Origin of the sequence: Streptomyces canus, assembly GCF_030815415.1 — a bacterium.
Classification (GTDB): domain Bacteria; phylum Actinomycetota; class Actinomycetes; order Streptomycetales; family Streptomycetaceae; genus Streptomyces; species Streptomyces canus_F.
On sequence record NZ_JAUSWW010000001.1, the window covers coordinates 4,538,174 to 4,556,208 of the forward strand.

General features: G+C 70.1%; 18 protein-coding genes. 3 read left to right on the forward strand and 15 right to left on the reverse strand.

From position 1 onward, the window contains the following. Nucleotides 1-90 precede the first annotated feature (90 nt). The 7 genes from ccsB to hemL form a co-directional block, all read right to left on the reverse strand. Complete coding sequence (ccsB, locus tag QF037_RS20945) at nucleotides 91-1,191, reverse strand: c-type cytochrome biogenesis protein CcsB (RefSeq protein ID WP_307027467.1); 1,101 nt, start codon at nucleotides 1,189-1,191, stop codon at nucleotides 91-93. Beyond that, nucleotides 1,188-2,897 carry a cytochrome c biogenesis protein ResB gene (gene resB, locus QF037_RS20950; RefSeq protein WP_307027469.1) on the reverse strand — a complete coding sequence of 570 codons (1,710 nt, stop codon included), beginning with the start codon at nucleotides 2,895-2,897 and terminating at the stop codon, nucleotides 1,188-1,190. Before resB ends, ccsB begins: the two co-directional genes overlap by 4 nt. Nucleotides 2,898-2,900: 3 nt before the next feature. Continuing rightward, complete coding sequence (locus tag QF037_RS20955; protein WP_373463774.1) at nucleotides 2,901-3,674, reverse strand: cytochrome c biogenesis CcdA family protein; 774 nt, start codon at nucleotides 3,672-3,674, stop codon at nucleotides 2,901-2,903. Between the two features lies 1 nt (nucleotide 3,675). Further along, complete coding sequence (locus QF037_RS20960; protein WP_307027472.1) at nucleotides 3,676-4,278, reverse strand: TlpA family protein disulfide reductase; 603 nt, start codon at nucleotides 4,276-4,278, stop codon at nucleotides 3,676-3,678. 66 nt (nucleotides 4,279-4,344) lie between these two features. Further along, nucleotides 4,345-5,634 (reverse strand): hypothetical protein, encoded by a 1,290-nt coding sequence (locus QF037_RS20965; protein ID WP_307027474.1) that lies wholly within the window; start codon nucleotides 5,632-5,634, stop codon nucleotides 4,345-4,347. Between the two features lie 123 nt (nucleotides 5,635-5,757). After that, nucleotides 5,758-6,405 (reverse strand): histidine phosphatase family protein, encoded by a 648-nt coding sequence (locus QF037_RS20970; RefSeq protein ID WP_266899394.1) that lies wholly within the window; start codon nucleotides 6,403-6,405, stop codon nucleotides 5,758-5,760. A gap of 38 nt (nucleotides 6,406-6,443) precedes the next feature. Beyond that, entirely contained in the window at nucleotides 6,444-7,760 is a 1,317-nt protein-coding gene (gene hemL, locus QF037_RS20975) for a glutamate-1-semialdehyde 2,1-aminomutase (protein ID WP_307027476.1), read from the reverse strand. A 483-nt stretch (nucleotides 7,761-8,243) separates the two neighbouring features. Here hemL and QF037_RS20980 point away from each other — a divergent pair, with 483 nt between their 5' ends. Then, nucleotides 8,244-8,681: a hypothetical protein gene (locus QF037_RS20980; protein ID WP_003974483.1), complete on the forward strand. Its 438-nt coding sequence runs from the start codon at nucleotides 8,244-8,246 to the stop codon at nucleotides 8,679-8,681. Between the two features lie 71 nt (nucleotides 8,682-8,752). Here the strand turns inward: QF037_RS20980 and QF037_RS20985 are convergent, their stop codons facing one another. Next, nucleotides 8,753-9,118 carry an SCO4225 family membrane protein gene (locus QF037_RS20985; protein ID WP_307027478.1) on the reverse strand — a complete coding sequence of 122 codons (366 nt, stop codon included), beginning with the start codon at nucleotides 9,116-9,118 and terminating at the stop codon, nucleotides 8,753-8,755. 60 nt (nucleotides 9,119-9,178) lie between these two features. Then, nucleotides 9,179-9,541, reverse strand: a complete 363-nt coding sequence (locus tag QF037_RS20990; RefSeq protein ID WP_307027480.1) for an SCO4225 family membrane protein — start codon at nucleotides 9,539-9,541, stop codon at nucleotides 9,179-9,181. Nucleotides 9,542-9,744: 203 nt separating this feature from the next. Here QF037_RS20990 and QF037_RS20995 point away from each other — a divergent pair, with 203 nt between their 5' ends. After that, complete coding sequence (locus tag QF037_RS20995; protein ID WP_307027482.1) at nucleotides 9,745-10,545, forward strand: LppX_LprAFG lipoprotein; 801 nt, start codon at nucleotides 9,745-9,747, stop codon at nucleotides 10,543-10,545. 65 nt (nucleotides 10,546-10,610) lie between these two features. Here the strand turns inward: QF037_RS20995 and QF037_RS21000 are convergent, their stop codons facing one another. Continuing rightward, entirely contained in the window at nucleotides 10,611-11,279 is a 669-nt protein-coding gene (locus tag QF037_RS21000) for a hypothetical protein (RefSeq protein WP_307027483.1), read from the reverse strand. A gap of 329 nt (nucleotides 11,280-11,608) precedes the next feature. Here QF037_RS21000 and QF037_RS21005 point away from each other — a divergent pair, with 329 nt between their 5' ends. Then, entirely contained in the window at nucleotides 11,609-12,235 is a 627-nt protein-coding gene (locus tag QF037_RS21005; protein ID WP_307027485.1) for a hypothetical protein, read from the forward strand. Between the two features lie 60 nt (nucleotides 12,236-12,295). On the opposite strand, the gene QF037_RS21010 is transcribed toward QF037_RS21005, so the two are convergent. The 5 genes from QF037_RS21010 to QF037_RS21030 form a co-directional block, all read right to left on the reverse strand. Further along, nucleotides 12,296-13,558, reverse strand: coding sequence for an ArgE/DapE family deacylase (locus tag QF037_RS21010; protein WP_307027487.1), 1,263 nt, complete (start codon nucleotides 13,556-13,558; stop codon nucleotides 12,296-12,298). Between the two features lie 169 nt (nucleotides 13,559-13,727). After that, nucleotides 13,728-15,140 carry a HAMP domain-containing sensor histidine kinase gene (locus tag QF037_RS21015; RefSeq protein WP_307027489.1) on the reverse strand — a complete coding sequence of 471 codons (1,413 nt, stop codon included), beginning with the start codon at nucleotides 15,138-15,140 and terminating at the stop codon, nucleotides 13,728-13,730. Then, nucleotides 15,141-15,857, reverse strand: a complete 717-nt coding sequence (locus QF037_RS21020) for a response regulator transcription factor (RefSeq protein WP_307027491.1) — start codon at nucleotides 15,855-15,857, stop codon at nucleotides 15,141-15,143. A gap of 379 nt (nucleotides 15,858-16,236) precedes the next feature. Beyond that, the gene (locus tag QF037_RS21025; RefSeq protein WP_307027493.1) at nucleotides 16,237-16,875 is read right to left on the reverse strand and encodes a CE1759 family FMN reductase; all 639 of its coding nucleotides are present in this window, start codon (nucleotides 16,873-16,875) and stop codon (nucleotides 16,237-16,239) included. Then, the gene (locus QF037_RS21030; protein WP_307027494.1) at nucleotides 16,872-17,984 is read right to left on the reverse strand and encodes an LLM class flavin-dependent oxidoreductase; all 1,113 of its coding nucleotides are present in this window, start codon (nucleotides 17,982-17,984) and stop codon (nucleotides 16,872-16,874) included. Before QF037_RS21030 ends, QF037_RS21025 begins: the two co-directional genes overlap by 4 nt. Nucleotides 17,985-18,035: the final 51 nt, after the last annotated feature.

Genomic DNA, 18,035 nt, shown 5'->3' on the forward strand with positions numbered 1-18,035 from the left:
CCCTCTGTCTGTCCGTACGACGAAGGCCGGTTCCCGTGACTCAGGTCAGGGGGGAACCGGCCTTCTCCGTGCGGCGGTTGCGTGCTCGGGTTACACGCCCGCGTAGGAGTGCTTGCCGGAGACGAAGATGTTGACGCCGTAGTAGTTGAACAGCCAGCAGCCGAACGCCAGGAGGGCGAGGTACGCGGCCTTGCGGCCCTTCCAGCCGGCCGTGGCGCGGGCGTGCAGGTAGCAGGCGTAGGCGACCCAGGTGATGAACGCCCAGGTCTCCTTCGGGTCCCAGCCCCAGTAGCGGCCCCAGGCGTCACCCGCCCAGATCGCGCCCGCGATGATCGTGAACGTCCACAGCGGGAAGACGGCCGCGTTGACGCGGTAGGAGAACTTGTCGAGGGACGCCGAGGCGGGCAGCCGCTCCAGGAAGGAGGTGGCGAAGCTGCCGGGCTTGCCGCCGTTCGCGAGCTTGTTCTCGTACGAGTCCTTGAACAGGTAGAGGATCGTGCTGACCGCACCCACGTAGAAGACCGCGCCGCACAGGATCGCCGTGGAGACGTGGATGTAGAGCCAGTACGAGTGAAGGGCGGGAACCAACTGGTCGCTGGCGGTGTACAAGACAGTGACGGCGATGCCGAGATCGAGGAGGACCGACGTGATCAGGAACAGCCCGAGCCAGCGCACGTTCTTCCTCAGCGCGAGCAGCGCGAGGTACACACCGACGGCCACCGTGGAGAAGGTGATGTTGAACTCGTACATATTGCCCCACGGCGCCCGCTCCACCGAGGCCGCGCGGGCGATGACCCCGGCGAGCTCGATGAGAAAGGCGAGCACGGTGAGGGACACGGCGATACGCCCGTAGAGGTCCCCCTGCTCGTCCCCACCGTGCGCCCCGGGCCCGTCCGGCACATCCCGCTGACCGGCGGCGGCCCGCACCACGACCTTCGGCCGTTCCAGTACGGCGGTGGAGCCGCCCTTCTTCACCGTCACGGCCGGCGCCTTCGCCTTGGCGTCCGCCCCCTCGGTGAGCGCGGCGGCGGTACGGCCGATCTTGCTGCGGCTACCGAAGATCCACTCGGTGATGTAGGCGAAGAAGGCCAGGGTGTAGACGGCCATCGCGGAGTAGATCAGCGTGTTGCTGAGATTCGCGAGGTGTTCGTTGGTGGCGGCGGCCAACTCGGTTGTGGCGGCGAGAGTCATTTCTCGGCCCCTTCGGCAGGTACGGCTTGGGGGTTGGGGGAGGTGGTGGAGTCTTCGTCAGGATCCGGCGCCCCGGGCGCCTGGTCGTAGAGGATCCCCGCGAGGTCGCCCAGTTCCTCCGGCACCTTCGCGGACTCGCTGCGGCCCAGGCCGGCCATCTCGACGACCGTCACACCGTCGGCGCCCCTGACCGCCCGCACCCACACCCGGCGGCGGGAGATGAACAGGGAGCCGGCGAGGCCGAAGATCGCGACGATCGAGCCGGTCAGTGCCCAGCTGCTGGCGGGCTGGCGGGTGACCTGGAAGTTGGCCCACTCCGCCGTGGAGTCGTAGGTGATCGAACCGGCGCCGCCCGGGAGCTTCATGGTCTCGCCCGGCTTGAGGTTCTCCCGCTGCTGCTTGCCCTTGGAGTCCTTGAACTCCTTCAGATGGGACTTGTCGAGCTGGTAGACGCTCTGCGGGATGCCCGCGTCGACCCCGAGGTCGCCGTAGTAGCCCGCGATGTTCAGCACCGGATTGTTCAGCGCGGGGAAGGTGGAGGCCGTCTCGCTGCCGGGCGTGTACGTCGGCAGGAAGAAGGCCTCGAAGCCGAGCTGCTCCCGCACGCCCTTGGTGTTGCGGTAGCCGTCCATGACCTTGATGACACCCGAGGAGGTGATGTTGTTGTCGAGCGGCAGCAGCGGTACGGCGTCGCGGTAGACGACATTGCCCTTGCCGTCGCGGACGGTGATGACGGGGGCGTAGCCGTGGGCGGTGAGGTAGACCTTGGAGTCGCCGATCTCCAGGGGCTTGTTGACCTTGACGACCGTCCGCTTGGCCTTGCCGTAGGCGCCCAGGCGGTAGCTGAGGTCGGCCTGGAAGGTGCGCGCGGTGCCCCGGTTGGGGCCGGTCTTCTCGTAGCTGCCCTGGAAGTCGTGGAGGGTGAAGCTGAAAGGGTCCAGCTCGTCCTGGGTGAAGAGGGTCCCGGACTTGAAGTCGTCGTACTGCGTGAGGGTGTTGGAGAACCCGTCGCCCTCGACGACCAGCTTGTTGCCCTCCATCTTGAACAGCTGGCCCCAGGCGAAGGCGATCAGCATCACGATGAGCGCGATGTGGAAGGCGAGGTTGCCGACCTCGCGCAGATAGCCCTTCTCGGCGGCGACATTGTCACCGGCGAGGTGGGCGCGGAAGTGGCGCTTCTTCAGCAAGGTGAGCGCGGCCTCGCGGACCTGTTCGGGCTCGGCCTCGGTGCGCCAGGTGGTGTAGGCGGGCAGCCGCGTCAGCCGCTTCGGGGCGCCCGGCGGGCGGCCGCGCAGCTGGCCGACGAACTGCCAGGTGCGGGGCACGATGCAGCCGATGAGGGAGACGAACAGCAGGAGGTAGATCGAGGAGAACCACACCGAGCTGTAGACGTGGAAGAGGCCGAGCTTGTCGTAGACGTCCCCGAGGGTGGGGTTGGCGTTACGGAAGTCGGCGACCTTCGTCTCGTCGGTGCCGGTCTGCGGGATCAGCGAGCCGGGGATCGCGCCCAGCGACAGCAGCAGGAGCAGCAGCAGCGCGACCCGCATGGAGGTCAGCTGCCGCCAGAACCAGCGGACCCAGCCGATGAGGCCCAGCGAGGGCAGGTTGGGGGCGTCCTCCACGGGGGCGGTGGACAGCTGGGAGGCCGCCGCGCCCAGGTCCTCGTCGCCGGTGGGCGGGGTCGAGTCGGTTGTGGTCTTGCTCATCGATCAGATCCCCACAGTGAAGCCGCTGGACCAGACCTGCATCTCCTGCACGATGCGGTCCCACGCGCCGGTGAGCAGCAGCACCCCGGTCACGATCATCATGGTGCCGCCGATGCGCATCACCCAGACGTAGTGCCGCTTGACCCAGGCAAAGGCGCCGAGCGCCTTGCGGAAGGCTACGGCAGCTACCACGAAGGGGACACCGAGGCCGAGGCAGTAGGCGACGGTCAGTATGGCGCCGCGCACCGCGCTGCCGTCCTGCATGGCGAGTGTCTGCACCGAGGACAGCGTCGGCCCGATGCAGGGCGTCCAGCCGATGCCGAACAGGGCACCGAGGAGGGGGGCGCCGGCGAGCCCGGTGGCGGGCTTGGTGTGGAAGCGGAACTCCCGCTGGGTGAGCCAGGGCATCATGCCCATGAAGAAGATGCCCATGAGGATCATGAGCACGCCGAGCACCTTGGACAGGACGCCCCGCTCCTCCTGGAGCGTCTGTCCGAAGAACCCGAACAGCGCCCCGCCGGAGACGAACACGACGGTGAAACCGAGCACGAAGAGCGAGGCACCGGCGGCCATCCGGCCGCGCCGCGCCTCCGCGAGGTCGGTGCCGCTGACGCCCGTGACGTACGACAGATAACCGGGCACGAGCGGCAGGACGCACGGAGAGAAGAAGGAGATGAGGCCACCGAGCACGGCGATGGGCAGCGCGAGCAGCAGGGCGCCGCTCATCACGGTCTCGTTGCCGCCCACCGCCTCGGCGAGCGTGAGCGTCGCGCTCACGTCACTTCTCCGCGAGGACGGGCTTGATCATCCCGGTCAGCGTGTCCTCGCTGAGTGCCATCAGCGCCCGCGCCGCGATCTTGCCGCTGCGGTCGATGACGAGCGTGGAGGGGATCAGCTGCGGGTTGAGCGTGCCCTTCTTGAAGCGGAGCATCTGCCTGCCCGTGGGGTCGTACAGGCTCGGGAAGGTGACCCCGAACTCCTTCTCGAAGTTGATCGCCGAGGTGGTGTTGGTGTCCCGGGTGTTGATGCCGACGAACTGGACGCCCTGGCCCTTGAGCTTCTCGGAGACGGCCTGGAGGTTCTTCGCCTCCGCCCGGCAGGGGGTGCACCAGGAGCCCCACACATTGACGACGAGGACCTGGCCCTTGTAGTCGGCGGTGGAGAGCTGCTTGCCGTCGATGGTCTTGCCGGACAGCAGCGGGGCGGCGTCCCGCTTGCCCTGGGCGACCGTGTCGACGCCGTCGTTCCCGGTGATGAAGTTGGTGTCACCGCTGCCGCCCACCTTGCCGCCGGAACTGCACGCGGTGAGGGTCAGCGCGGCTGCGGCGGCCGTGGCGGTGAACAGGACGGCTCGACGGTTGGTGCGGGTCAGGGCACTCATGTGAAAAGTTTCGCATGCCCGTTCCGGGGATCTTGCGCACCCCCCTTGCGGGCGGAAATCCGCATTTCAGGCGGCGTTCGCGGAGCTCCCGGCAGTGCTGTCCGAGCTGGCTGGGCCGGCCTTCATGAACGTGTTCCAGCCACCGACCGGTGCCTGTCCGACGTCCAGCGTCCGCAGCTTGGCCAGCACCTGCGGCTTCTGGACGTCCATCCAGTCGACGAACTGCCGGAAGGAGACCAGCCGTACGTCCTCGCCCTTCTCCTTCTCCGCCGCGATGTGCTTCAGGGCTTCCTCGACGGCGTCCATGTAGATGCCGCCGTTCCACTGCTCGAAGTGGTTGCCGACGAAGAACGGGGCGCGGTTGGACTCGTAGGCGCGCTGGAAGCCGGCGATGTAGGCCCCGGCGGACTGCTCGCGCCAGGCCGGGTAGTTGTGGGCGGGCGCGTTGGTGGAGTTGATCGACTGGTTGGCGAGCATGTTGTAGTCCATCGAGAGCACCTCGAAGCTGCGCCCGGGGAACGGGATCGCCTGGAGCGGCAGGTCCCACAGCCCGCCCTTCTTCTCCGGCCAGACCTGGCGGCCGCCGGGCGAGGAGGCGTCGTAGCGCCAGCCGAGCTCGCGCGCGGTGGGCAGCAGGTTGTCCTGGCCGAGGAGGCAGGGTGTGCGACCGCCGACGAGTTCCTTGTCGTAGTCGAAGGGCAGGGCGGGCAGATCGGTCCACCCGGTGTTGGTCCGCCACTCCTTCACGAAGCCCTTGGCCTGGTCGATCTCGCTGCGCCACTGCTGGGGCGTCCAGTTGCCGACGGTGCCGGAGCCGGCGCAGAAGTGGCCGTTGAAGTGGGTGCCTATCTCGTGACCCTCGAGCCAGGCCCGCCGGACGTTGGTCAGGGTGGCCTTGACGTGGTCGTCGGTGAGATAGCCGATGTCGGAGGCGCCGAGGGGGTTGTTGGGCGGGTCGTAGAGCCGCTTCTTCGACTCGGGCAGCAGATAGAGCCCGGAGAGGAAGAAGGTCATGTGGACGCCGTGCTCCTTGGCGAGGTCCAGGAAGCGCGGGAAGAGTCCGTTGCCGACCTCGCCGGCGCCGTCCCAGGAGAAGACGACGAACTGCGGCGGCTTCTGGCCCGGCTCCAGCGGTTCCGGCCTGGCCGGCTGGTGGGGCTGCTTGCCCGTGTACGACGTGGAACCGTCACCAAGGGGGCGGGCGCGGTGGGTCTGGGCACTGGGCTTGCCGCCGGGGGAACCTCCGGAATGGCTCGGCCCCTCTGACGAGGTGAGGGTGCCGCAGCCCGCGAGTCCGAGGGCGGCCGCACCACCCACACCGAGTCCGAGTGCTCCCCTGCGGGTGAGAGCGCGCATTGCATCCCCGTTCGTCACGTCCTGCGAAGTGGTCACCCATTCAGAGGACGCGACGAACGAGGAGGTTCCCCCTGATCACAGCGATTCAGCAACAAATGTAACGAGCGGGCATCAAAGCGTCCCTTACGCCCCGAACGCCTTGTCCTTGCCCTTCACCGGCTTGGCACCGGCACGGAGATGCGCGGGCACGAGATCGATCGCGGGCTCGCTGTACCCCACGGACACGATCTTGTCGCCCTGGTACGTGAACGTCGTCAGCGACGCCAGCGTGCACTGCCGCCGCCGCGGGTCGTGCCACAGCCGCCGCTTCTCGACGTAGGACCGCACGATCCAGATCGGCAGCTGATGGCTGACCAGCACCGCCTCATGGCCGCGCGCCGCGTCCTTCGCGGCGTCCAGCGCCCCCATCATGCGGACGACCTGGTCGACGTAGGCCTCACCCCACGACGGCTTGAAGGGGTTGACGAGGTGCTTCCAGTTCTCGGGCCGCTTCAGGGCGCCGTCGCCGACGCCGAAGGTCTTGCCCTGGAAGACGTTGTCGGCCTCGATGAGCCGCCCGTCGGTCGCGAGATCGAGGCCGTGCGCCTTGGCGATCGGCGTGGCCGTCTCCTGCGCGCGCTCCAGCGGGGAGGAGCAGACGTAGGTGACGTCCCGGGGGGCCAGGTGCTCGGCCACCCGGTCGGCCATCTGCCGCCCCAGCTCGGACAGGTGGTAGCCGGCGAGACGGCCGTAGAGGACCCCGTCGGGGTTGGCCACCTCACCGTGCCGCATGAGGTGTACGACGGTGATGTCGGGGTGGGCCGGGGTGCTCACGCGGTCGCCTCCGCTGCCGCTCGGGCCGCCGCCGGGAGGGCGTCGGCGATGCGCTGGACCGCCTGGTCGTCATGGGCCGTGGAGACGAACCAGGACTCGAAGGAGGACGGCGGCAGATAGACGCCGTCGGCCAGCAGCGAGTGGAAGAAGGCGGTGAAGCGGAAGGACTCCTGCTTCTTGGCGTCCTCGTAGTCCCGCACCTCACGGTCGGTGAAGAAGACGGAGAACATGTTGGAGGCGTTCTGCACCCGGTGGGCGACGCCTTCCTTGGTGAGCGCCTCGGTGACCAGCGACTGGATCCGCGCGGACACGGCGTCGACCTTGTCGTACGCGGCGTCGTCGAGCAGCCGCAGCTGGGCGAGGCCCGCGGCGGTGGCGACCGGGTTCCCGGAGAGGGTTCCGGCCTGGTAGACGGGCCCGGCGGGCGCGAGGTGCGCCATGACGTCGGCGCGACCGCCGAAGGCCGCGGCCGGGAAGCCGCCGCCCATGACCTTGCCGAAGGTCATGAGGTCGGGCTTGACCCCGTCGATCCCGTACCAGCCGGCGCGGCTCGTCCGGAAGCCGGTCATGACCTCGTCGGAGATGTAGAGGGCGCCGTTCTTGGAGCACGCGTCCTTGAGGCCCTGGTTGAACCCGGGCCGCGGCGGCACGACGCCCATGTTGCCGGGCGAGGCCTCGGTGATCACACAGGCGATCTCGCCGGGGTGCCGGTGGAAGGCCTCGTGCACGGCCTCGAGGTCGTTGTACGGCAGGACGATGGTGTCGCCGGCCTGGGCGCCGGTGACGCCGGGCGTGTCGGGAAGGGCGAAGGTGGCGACACCGGACCCGGCCGCGGCGAGGAGCGAGTCGACGTGACCGTGGTAACACCCGGCGAACTTGATGACCTTGGTCCGCCGGGTGAACCCGCGGGCGAGCCGGATGGCCGACATGGTGGCCTCGGTGCCGCTGGACACCAGCCGCACCTGCTCCAGCGGCTCGATCCGGGCGACCATCTCCTCGGCGAGCGCGACCTCGCCCTCGCCGGGCGTGCCGAAGGACGTACCGCGCGATACGGCGTCCTGGACGGCGGCGATGACCTCGGGGTGTGCGTGCCCGAGGATCATGGGTCCCCAGGAGCAGACGAGGTCGACGTACTCACGCCCGTCGGCGTCGGTCAGATACGGGCCGGTGCCGGACACCATGAACCGGGGCGTTCCGCCCACGGCGCGGAAGGCGCGCACCGGGGAGTTCACGCCGCCCGGTGTGACGGTGGCCGCACGGTCGAACAGGGCCTGTGAGGCAGGCGCATCGTATGAATAGGGCGTTTCGCTCATGACCTGCGACTTCTCCGACTTCTCGGACTCCGGTTGCCGACTTTCCTCCTCAGGGTAGGCCAGCGGCCCTGGGCGACAGCGGTCCGTGGTCCGACGGCATCTGCGAAACTGAGAGCTGATAGACACAGCTCGTGCGGCCCTTGGTGTTCGGGTGCTGCGATGATCCTGCGGACAGGTGTTTCAACGCACGTTTCGGCGGGCGGCCGTGGGGGAGGTCACTGACACGATGATCGGGTTGCGCGGCGGGGGCCACGCCTCCTAGAAAAGCAGTCGGGTGGAGATATGCATCGCGGTGGCGGACTGGGCGAGGGGACTGATGACCTGGGTCCTCGACGTGCCCGGCGGGGAAGGCACCGGCGCGACGCGGAGGAAGCCGCAGAATCACGTCAAGGACATGCGGTCCCGAGTGAGTCGGAGCGGGACGACCGACGTATCGAACGTCGGATCGAGCAGCTGGGGGCGGGGAGCAGGAATGGTGGTCGGGTGGGGGTGACGTACAAGTACTTCGGCGCGCCGGACGGTGCGACCGCGGCCCGCGTCCCGATCTCGATGCGCCCCGAGGAGCTCGGCGGCGACGAGCTCGGGATGAACGGCATGTTCACCAAGATCAAGCCGGAGACCATGGCGGCCATGGTCCTCACCGGCATAGAAGGCGTCCCGCTGCACAAGGTCCCCCCGCTCGAACTGGTCGTCCTGCACCCCGACTACGCGGTCGTGAAGCTCCCCATGACGGTCGTCGACCCGCTGCGCGGCATCGGCGAGGAAGCGGTGGGCGCGGCGGCGTTCATCTGGTCGACGGTCCCGGACCGGGGCGGTCCGCGGGACGCGTTCAACGTGTACCAACTGCTGCACGAATGGCAGGACTTCAGCCACCGCCTGCATGAGGCGGGGCATCAGCCGTACTGCCTGGTGTGGCCCTGATCCGGGGCTTCGGTCAGTAGGCCCGTCGGGCGGCCGGCCGCATCGGCTCGCGCCGCCGTCGTCGGTCACGGTCAGGCGGCCGGGTGCGGCTCCCGGCCCGTCAGCCTGCGGGCGAGCAGACCCAGCAGGGCGGCGTTGAACAGCCCGCACAGGACGGTCCCCGCGGAGAAGAGCAACGGGGTCAGCCAGGCGAGCGGGGAGTCCCCGTCGGGTGAAAGCGCCATCAGGGGGATGCTGACGATCATGCTGAGCGGAGCTGTGGTCATGAGCGGCCAGATCCCGGCGAACCCGGGGTCCGGGGACAGGTACACGGCCCACAGGAAGAACCCCAGCGACGCCGCGACCACCGCGAGATAGCCCCGCGCGAGCCAGTTGTCCACGGCGGGCGCCAACAGGGCCCGGATCCTCGGGAATCGGGGGTGTGCGGAACGGGCCATGTCGGTGCCTTTCTCTTCGAGGTGATGTTCGAGGTGGTGTTCAAGGCGAAGGGGAGAGATTCACGCGTGCCGGACATCGGCACGGACATCCCGGACGTGGTGGGCGAACGCGCCGACCACGGCCGCGTTCACCAGAGCGCACGCGAGCAGCCAGACCCCCATGCCGACCGAGGCGGCCACGACAGCTGCCCCACCGCTGCCCTCGGCGCTACCGGCCCCGAAGGGCACGACCGCGCCCAGCATCGACAGAGGCTCCGTGAGCAGCACCGGTGCCATCGCGTACGCACTGTCCGAAAACAGGAAGGCCACCGGCACGGAAGCGGCGAAGGCCGCCAGATACCCCCGGCCGCCCCAGTTGTCCGTGGCAAGCGCGAGCAGCCGCCGCAACCGCACAAGGCGGCCCGGCCGCGAGACGTTCGACATCGCGGATCCCTTCGGTTGGTCCGTTGTCGCTGTGTGTTCCCACGGTGTCCCGACACCCCGCACCGAGGCATGAGTACGGATGCTCATCTCCGCCTGGGTCTTCGGCCGCGGACCCCAGGCCACATCCCGGGTCAGGCTCGCGATCTTGGCTCAAATGCGCCATCCAGCCTGGGGGGATTGTGGGTATTTCCGCTGTTGTTTCGGTGTCCAGCAGAGTGCGGATCGCGGCGTTCACGGCCCTGGTCCTCGCCGGGGGATCGGTTGCCTGCGGAGGGAGCGCCACGAGCGATCCCGCGGCGGCCGTGGCGAAGGCGGCGGAGAACTCCGAGAACATCACGTCGCTCCGCTATCGGATCAGCGGAACCCTGGCGGGGAAGGGCCGTCTGGAGGCCGAGGCCTCCATGACCACGAAACCCTCGGCGATGAGCCTGAAAATGAACCAGACGGAAGACCGGGGCGGGGACGGCCGACTGGAGGTCCGGTTTGTCGACGGGGTCATGTACGTCGGTGGCAGCGCGCTCCGTTCCGAGAAGCTGAACGGCAAGAGCTGGCTGAGCGCCGCGCCGGCCGTATGGGGCCGCGGCAACACGGAGAACCAGTCCTACGGCGTGCTCCCCCGTCAGCTGGAGCAGAACCTGCTCGTGCAGTCCACGCTCCTGGTCGGCTCGAAGGATCTGCGGGTGATCGGGACCGAGACGGTCGACGGCACCAGGGCCACGCACTACAAGGGCACGGTCGACGTCGACAGCCTGAGGGGCGAGCGCCTTGATCAGATCTTCGGTCTTGAGGCTTCCGACCCGCTCACCATGGACCTGTGGGTCGACGGCGACGACCGCCCCAAGCAGTTCCGCTTTCGGGCCAGGCATCTCGACCTGATGACCAACACCGAAGACGGGCGGCTCGAGCTGACCGTCACTTTCCTCGACATCGACCAGCCCGTCACCATCAAAGCCCCGCGGGCCGAGGACACCAGGCCGCTCGGAGACGACACAGCGGACGGGTGAGCATCACCCGGGCAACAGCCCGTTCCGTACGGCACGACCCCATCGAGCGCACCAGCCGTAACCGCTCACCGCGCGGGCCCGAGAACAGGCGGCACCCGACCGTCCCCGGCCGGCTCGGTGTCGCCGTCCTCCCAGTCGGGGTCGTAGGCGCAGGGCAGGCCGGCGCTGCCGGTGAAGTACTCGCGGTCCGCGTCCCAGCGGAAGGACATCCGCTCGTCGCCGTCGGCCCGTTCGACGCGCAGCTCCCAGTCCTGGACCTGGCCGCCCTCGACGTAGGACGTGATCTCCCAGCCGTCGTCCGCGAGGTGCCGGTGCAGGCGCCGCAGGCCGGGCGCGGCCTGGCTCGCGGGTACGTGGTCCAGGGCCCACCCGTGGCTCATCCGGTAGGCACCGTCGACGGTCTTGTCGTCCATCCCCAGCAGACCGCCGTCCCAGCAGAAGTCGCTCCCGTACCCGTTCTCCGGACCGGCGCCGGTGCCCTCGCCGCCCGGTTCCACGGTCCGCTCGAACCCCAGGACGTCGTACGCCTCCCGCGACCGCTCGAAGGCACGGCTCGCCATCTCCTCGGGTGCGACGCGAGGGAAGTCCGCAGAGCCCCGGGAGTCCCAGGCGACCAGGACGAACGGCATGAGCACGGCGGCGAGCAGCCCGCCGACCAGCACCAGGCAGCCACACCCGACGGCCTGCGGCGTTGACACGGACCCGGGCTGCGCCGGTGCGGTCTCTTGGGACATGCGGGGACCGTACGGCGGCGAGGGGGTACGGCGAATGGGCGCGATCACCTGGGGCGGGGTGCGTACACGTACTCAACTCGGTTGGCCGGAGCGGTGATCGACAGTTTCGTGACAGTGCGGAGCGGACTCCTGTTCCCCTGCGCGGGGTGTGCGTACGGTGATCACCGCGGCGCCAGTGGATCTTGACCGGATCCGCATCCGCTGCCGCACAGTCAGCAGGCGAACGGGGGACACCGTCGCCGCTCACGGGGGATCAGGGGGAGTAGTTCGCCATGCCGTGGAACCGGCCTCACGGCGGCCGCACAGCGAGCCGTCCTGTCATTGCGTTCGTGGCCTTCGCGGGACTGACCGCGGGGGTCTTGGTCGGCTGGGGCGGCTTGGACACCGTCCCCGGCTGCGGGTACGTCAGCGACGCCCACCCCTCCCGTACCGCGCGGGACTGGGTCACGCACGCCGATCATGTCGTCGTCGCCACGCCCGAGCGGGAGCGGGACACCGGGCGGCGCGACTTCGCCTCGGGCCCGTTCCGGTACCGGACCGACCGTATGGTGACCTTCCGCACCGACAAGGTCCTGTGGACCTCGGCCGACCGGCCCGGCCGCCCCGTGGACAAGGGCTTCGACATGGTCGCCCCCGGCTGGCAGGTGTACCGGCAGAGCGGCACCCGTATCAAACGGACCGCCCCCGACGCTCCCCGACTGGAGACCGGCCACACCTACCTCCTCGCCCTGCGCTGGAGCTCCGAGGGCTGGACCGTTCTGGGCGAGGGCGCCGCCGTCCCCTTCGACGACGGGGTCGCCGGTCAGGGCGAGTGGTGCGGGCGGGTCCTGTCGAAGGAGGACGTCGCCCGCGGTGAACTCTTCTCCCGCAAGGACGACGACAGTCTCGAGGAGACGATCCTCGGCCAGGACGAACAGGCGGTACGGCGTGAGCTGGACCGTGCGGTCAGGAAGTGAGCGCCGCGTTCCCCGGCCCAACCCGCGCGAGAAGATCGCCGAACGGCCCGCCCGTTCCCGTCACTTCGTCCCCACCGTCCGCAGCACCGTCAGCGCCAGCGTGCGCGCCACCGCCACCACCTCCCGCACGGACACCCGCTCCCGCGCGCTGTGGGCGACCTGGATGTCCCCCGGCCCGAACTGGAGCGTCGGAATCCCGGCCCCGGCGTACAGGCGCAGATCGCTCCCGTACGACGCCCCGCGCTCCCTGAGCGGCCCGCCCCCGGCGTCCGCGTGCGCGCCGCGGATCACGCCGGGCAGCGGATGCCCCTCCGGCAGCCGACCGCTCGCGAACTGCCCACCGGGCCACGTCACGGTGACCGGATGGTCGGCCAACCAGGCGTCCCGGGCGCACACTTCGGCCACGCACCGCTCGAACGCGGCCCGCGCCGCCGCCGGCTCCTCCCCCAGCCGTACGCCCAACCGCCCCTCCGCGACCAGCAGATCGGGCACACTGCTCGCCCAGTCCCCGGCACGCAGGGTCCCCACCGACAGGGCGTACGGGATCGGATACTCCGCCATCAGGGGGTGCGGCTCCCGGTTCCGCTCGGCCTCCAGCCGCCCCAGCGCCCGGTGCAGCGGCAGATAGGCGTCGATCGCGCTGACCCCCTCGCCGCGTGAACTGCCGTGCGCGGACTTCCCGTTGACGGCGAGCCGGAACGTCAGCGCGCCCGCGTTGGCGGTGACCAGGGTGCCGGCGGTCGGCTCGGCGATGACACAGACATCCCCGCCGTACCCTCGCTGCAACGTCCCGAACGCACCGAGCCCCCCGTCCTCCTCCCCCACGACGAAGTGCACGGCGACCCGCCCCCGCAGCCGCGCCCCACTGGCCCGCACCGCCTCCAGCGCGACCAGCTCCGCCACCAGCCCGGCCTTCATGTCACAGGCCCCGCGCCCGTGCACGACGTCCCCGACGACCCTGGGCACAAAGGGATCCCCCTCCCAGGCACCGAGATCCCCGGGCGGTACGACGTCCACATGCCCCTGAAGGATCAGCGTCGGCCCGTCCCCGCCCTCCCCGGTCCGCCCGACGAGCCCCCACGCCTCGTCCCGGGCCGCCTCCGCACCGGGAAAGCCGGGATGGGCACGCAACGCGTCCAGATCCATCGCCCACAGATCGACATCGAGCCCGAGCCGCTCCAGCCGCCCGGCGAGGTGATGCTGCAACTCCGACTCGGCGGCACTCCCGGTGATGCTGGGAATGGCCACGAGCTCGGCGAGCATCCGTCCGACGGCGCCTTCGTCGATACGTTCCAGCGCGGCGGCTTCCTCGGCACCCAGCATGTACGCCTCCCCATCCCGATCGGAGCCATACCTGCTCACCGTAGACGCTTCGTAAGCCAGTGACTGGCAGATGTGTCCCACGCCGGGCGACGGCGACCTGGGGTTTTGCCGTCAGGTGTGGGACAGATCTGCCGATCCCCCCTGCCCCTGCCCCGCCCTGCCCCCGCCCTCAGTCCCCGCCCACCGTGAAGCCGATCGCCGAGCCGCCGCCGTCCCTCCGGAGCGCGAACGGGGCTCCGCCGTGGGCCAGGGCCACCTCGCGGACGATCGACAGGCCCAGGCCCGAGCCGGGGAGGGAGCGGGCGTCGGCGGCCCGGTAGAAGCGGTCGAAGATGCGGATCAGGTCCGCTTCGGTGATTCCCGGGCCCCGGTCCAGGACCTCCACCCGGACGGTGCCCGGGCGGGCGGGGCCGGTCACCGTGATCTCGATCGGGGCGCGGCCCGCGCGGTCGAACTTCGCCGCGTTCTCCACGAGGTTCGACACCGCGCGCGTCAGCATGCCCGGCCTGCCGTCGGTCGTCGTGTCCCCGCTCACCCGGACCACCACCTCACGCCCGGTGCGGCGCCGCGCGAGCCCCGCCACGTCCTCGGCGATGTCGGCGAGGTCCACCCGCTGCGGCGGCTCGTTGTCGGACTGGCCGGCCGCGAGATCGACCAACTCGTTGACCAGGTCGGTCAGTTCGCGGGCCTCCTGGCCCAGGTCGGCGACCAGTTCGGCGCGGGTCTCGGGCGGCAGTTCGTCGATCCGCCGCAGCAGCGAGATGTTGGTACGCAGGGAGGTCAGCGGCGTCCGCAGCTCGTGCCCCGCGTCCTGGACCAGACGGCGCTGGTCCTCCTCCGACTGCGCCAGCCGGCCCAGCATGCGGTCGAAGGCCCGGCCGAGGCGGCCCACCTCGTCGTACCCCGTCACCGGCACCTGGATACCGAGGCGGCGGGTGCGGGCGACGTCCTCCGCGGCCGAGGTGAGGATCACCAGGCGGCGGGTGATGCGCCGGGCCAGCCACCAGCCGAACAGTCCGGCCCCGACCACCACGGCCGCCATCAGGATCAGGGTGCGTTGCTGGAGCGCCCGCAGCAGGTCCTCGGTGTCGCTGAACTCCTGCGCGACCTGCACCGCGCCCCGGCCGCCGCCGAGGGAGACGGTCGCGACCCGGTAGACGTCACTGCCGACGTCGACGTCCTTGTGCTCGGCCAGCCGCCCCGCCTTCGTCGCCGCCGCGACGAGCCGGTCGGCGGCGACGACGGGCAGCCCGGGGCCGCCGGGGTCGACGACGGAGCCGTCCGCCCCCAGCACCTGCACATCGGTACGGGCCGGGCGGACCAGGTCGTGTCCGGGCGCCGACGAGGAGAAGTCCTCCGGCGTCATCCTGTGCTGCCGCACCTCGTCCCGCAGGTCCTGTACGACCTCGTCGAACACGGACTGCTGGTCCACCCGGACCAGGCGGGCGGCGGCCCCGTACGACAGGATCCCGACGAGAACGGTGACGGCGGCCGTGACCGCCGCGAAGGACACCGCGAAGGTGGTCGCGAGCGAGACAAGGCCGGGCCGGCGTGTGCGCAGCAGCCGCGCGAGGCGGCCCACTCAGTCCGCCCGCAGCACGTAACCCACGCCCCGCACCGTGTGGATCAGCTGCGGGGCGCCCGGCTCGTCGAGCTTGCGGCGCAGATAGCCGACGTAGACGGCGAGGTTCTTGGAGCCCGGCCCGAAGTCGTACCCCCAGATCCGGTCGTAGATCGTGGAGTGGTCGAGGACGATCCCGCTGTTGCGCACCAGCAGTTCCAGCAGCTCGAACTCGGTACGGGTCAGCTCCAGCTCCCGCCCGTCCCGCCAGGCCCGCCGCGCCTGCGGGTCCATCTTCAGCCCGGCCGCCTCCAGGTACCGCTCGGGCACCGGCTGTTTGGGCGCCTCGACGGGGGCGACCCCGCCCGCCCCGCCGGTGCGACGCAGCAGGGCGCGCAGCCGGGCGAAGACCTCCTCGACGTCGAAGGGCTTGAGGACGTAGTCGTCGGCGCCCGCGTCCAGGCCGGCGATCCGGTCCTGGGTCTCCACGAGCGCGGTCAGCATCAGGATCGGCGTCCGGTCGCCCTCGGCGCGCAGCACCCGGCAGACCTGGAGCCCGTCGATGCCCGGCATCATCACATCCAGCACGAGCACGTCGGGCGGGGTGCGGTGGGCCTGCGCCAGCGCCTCGACACCGTCGGCGACCGCGGTGACCCGGTAACCCTCCAGAGTCAGGGCTCGCTCCAGGGCGTGACGGATGGCGCGGTCGTCTTCGGCGAGCAGCACGGTCTGAGGCACGTCCCCATACTGCCAATACCGTCGCCGGTTCAGCCGGGTGAGCGGGCCGACGATCAGCCTTATTACCCGGCTCTCACCGTCACAGAGGCAACCGGAGGGCGTACGCCTACGCTCTTCTCACCACCGGGTGACCGGGTGACCGGGTGACCGGGTGACCGGGTGACCGGGTGACCGGGTGACCGGGTGACCGGGTGACCGGGTGACCGGGTGACCGGGTGACCGGGTGACCGGGTGACCGGGTGACCGGGTGACCGAGTGGCCGAGCCACCACGAGACCCAGCCACCGAGTGACCGGGTGACCGAGTGGCCCGGTGACCCAGCCACCAAGGGACCCAGCCACCGGGCCACCGAGTGGCCGAACCACCGCGCCACCCAAGCCTCAGGCCGCCGGCGCGCCCGTCGGCGACAGCGCCGCCAGCTGCTCGGCGAACGGGACCACTTCGAAGCAGTCCCTGGCCTTGGCCGAAGTCGCCGACGCGGCCGACGCGGCCGGCTTGGCCTCCGGACGCCCCTCGGGCAGCAGCGCCACCAGCTCCCCCGCCGCCCGCTCGATCCGCCCGTCCAGTCCCTCCGCGCCCCAGTCCTCCGAGGCGGCGTACACCCCGGTCGGCACGACGACGGCCCGCAGATAGGAGAAGAGCGGCCGCAGCGCGTGGTCCAGCGCCAGGGAGTGCCGCGCACTGCCGCCGGTCGCCGCGATCAGCACCGGCTTCCCGGCCAGCGCGTCCTTGTCGAGGACGTCGAAGAACGACTTGAAGAGTCCGCTGTACGACGCCGAGAACACCGGAGTGACGACGATCAGTGCGTCCGCCCCGGCCACGGCGTCCTGCGCGGCGGCGAGAGCGCGCCCGGGAAACCCGCTGGTGAGGTGGTTGGCGATCGCCACGGCGAGGTCGCGGACCTCGACGACCTGCACCTCGGCCGGAGCGAGCCGCTCCACGGCCGCCGCCAGCCGGTCGGCCAGCAGTCGCGTCGAGGACGGCACGCTCAGTCCCGCAGAGACGACGACGAGCTTCATACGACGGTCCCCTTCTTCTCTTCGGCCTTCACTTCGGCCTTCACTTCGGCGAGCAGCGACGCGTGGGTCGGCGCCTCGGGGACATCTTTCGCGCGGCCCTTCGCGAACTCCTCGCGCAGCACTGGAACGACCTCCTCGCCCAGCATGTCGATCTGCTCCAGGACGGTCTTCAGCGGCAGCCCGGCGTGGTCCACCAGGAACAACTGGCGCTGGTAGTCGCCGGCGTACTCGCGGAAGCTCAGCGTCTTCTCGATGACCTGCTCCGGGGAGCCCACGGTCAGCGGGGTCTGGTCGGTGAAGTCCTCCAGGGACGGCCCGTGTCCGTAGACGGGCGCGACGTCGAAGTAGGGCCGGAACTCGCGGATCGCGTCCTGGGAGTTCTTCCGCATGAAGATCTGCCCGCCGAGTCCCACGATCGCCTGCTCGGGCGTGCCGTGGCCGTAGTGCGCGTACCGGCTCCGGTACAGCTCGACCATCCGCTTGGTGTGATCGGCCGGCCAGAAGATGTTGTTGTGGAAGAAGCCGTCACCGTAGTACGCGGCCTGCTCGGCGATCTCGGGCGAGCGGATGGAGCCGTGCCAGACGAAGGGCGGTACGTCGTCCAGGGGGCGGGGGGTGGAGGTGAAGCCCTGGAGCGGCGTACGGAACTTCCCCTCCCAGTTCACGACGTCCTCGCGCCACAGGCGGCGCAGCAGGGCGTAGTTCTCGATGGCGAGGCCGATGCCGTCGCGGATGTCCTTGCCGAACCACGGATAGACCGGGCCGGTGTTGCCGCGGCCCATCATCAGGTCCACCCGGCCGTCTGCCAGGTGCTGGAGCATCGCGAAGTCCTCGGCGATCTTCACCGGGTCGTTCGTGGTGATCAGCGTGGTGGAGGTCGAGAGGATGAGCCTCTCGGTCTGCGCGGCGACGTAGCCGAGCATCGTGGTCGGCGACGAGGGCACGAACGGCGGGTTGTGGTGCTCGCCGGTCGCGAAGACGTCGAGCCCGACCTCCTCGGCCTTCAGCGCGATGGCGACCATGGCCTTGATGCGCTCGCGTTCGGTCGGCGTCCGGCCCGTGGTGGGGTCCGGCGTGACATCGCCGACGCTGAAGATCCCGAACTGCATGGTCGCTCACCCTCCAGGTTGTTGACTGTTCAACTATACCGCTGAACGAGC

Bases quoted from the DNA above. Each gene is read 5' to 3' on its own strand.
- ccsB (WP_307027467.1), bottom strand. From the start codon at position 1,191: ATGACTCTCGCCGCCACAACCGAGTTGGCCGCCGCCACCAACGAACAC.
- resB (WP_307027469.1), bottom strand. From the start codon at position 2,897: ATGAGCAAGACCACAACCGACTCGACCCCGCCCACCGGCGACGAGGAC.
- QF037_RS20960 (WP_307027472.1), bottom strand. From the start codon at position 4,278: ATGAGTGCCCTGACCCGCACCAACCGTCGAGCCGTCCTGTTCACCGCC.
- QF037_RS20965 (WP_307027474.1), bottom strand. From the start codon at position 5,634: ATGCGCGCTCTCACCCGCAGGGGAGCACTCGGACTCGGTGTGGGTGGT.
- QF037_RS20970 (WP_266899394.1), bottom strand. From the start codon at position 6,405: ATGCGGCACGGTGAGGTGGCCAACCCCGACGGGGTCCTCTACGGCCGT.
- hemL (WP_307027476.1), bottom strand. From the start codon at position 7,760: ATGAGCGAAACGCCCTATTCATACGATGCGCCTGCCTCACAGGCCCTG.
- QF037_RS20985 (WP_307027478.1), bottom strand. From the start codon at position 9,118: ATGGCCCGTTCCGCACACCCCCGATTCCCGAGGATCCGGGCCCTGTTG.
- QF037_RS20990 (WP_307027480.1), bottom strand. From the start codon at position 9,541: ATGTCGAACGTCTCGCGGCCGGGCCGCCTTGTGCGGTTGCGGCGGCTG.
- QF037_RS21000 (WP_307027483.1), bottom strand. From the start codon at position 11,279: ATGTCCCAAGAGACCGCACCGGCGCAGCCCGGGTCCGTGTCAACGCCG.
- QF037_RS21010 (WP_307027487.1), bottom strand. From the start codon at position 13,558: ATGCTGGGTGCCGAGGAAGCCGCCGCGCTGGAACGTATCGACGAAGGC.
- QF037_RS21025 (WP_307027493.1), bottom strand. From the start codon at position 16,875: ATGAAGCTCGTCGTCGTCTCTGCGGGACTGAGCGTGCCGTCCTCGACG.
- QF037_RS21030 (WP_307027494.1), bottom strand. From the start codon at position 17,984: ATGCAGTTCGGGATCTTCAGCGTCGGCGATGTCACGCCGGACCCCACC.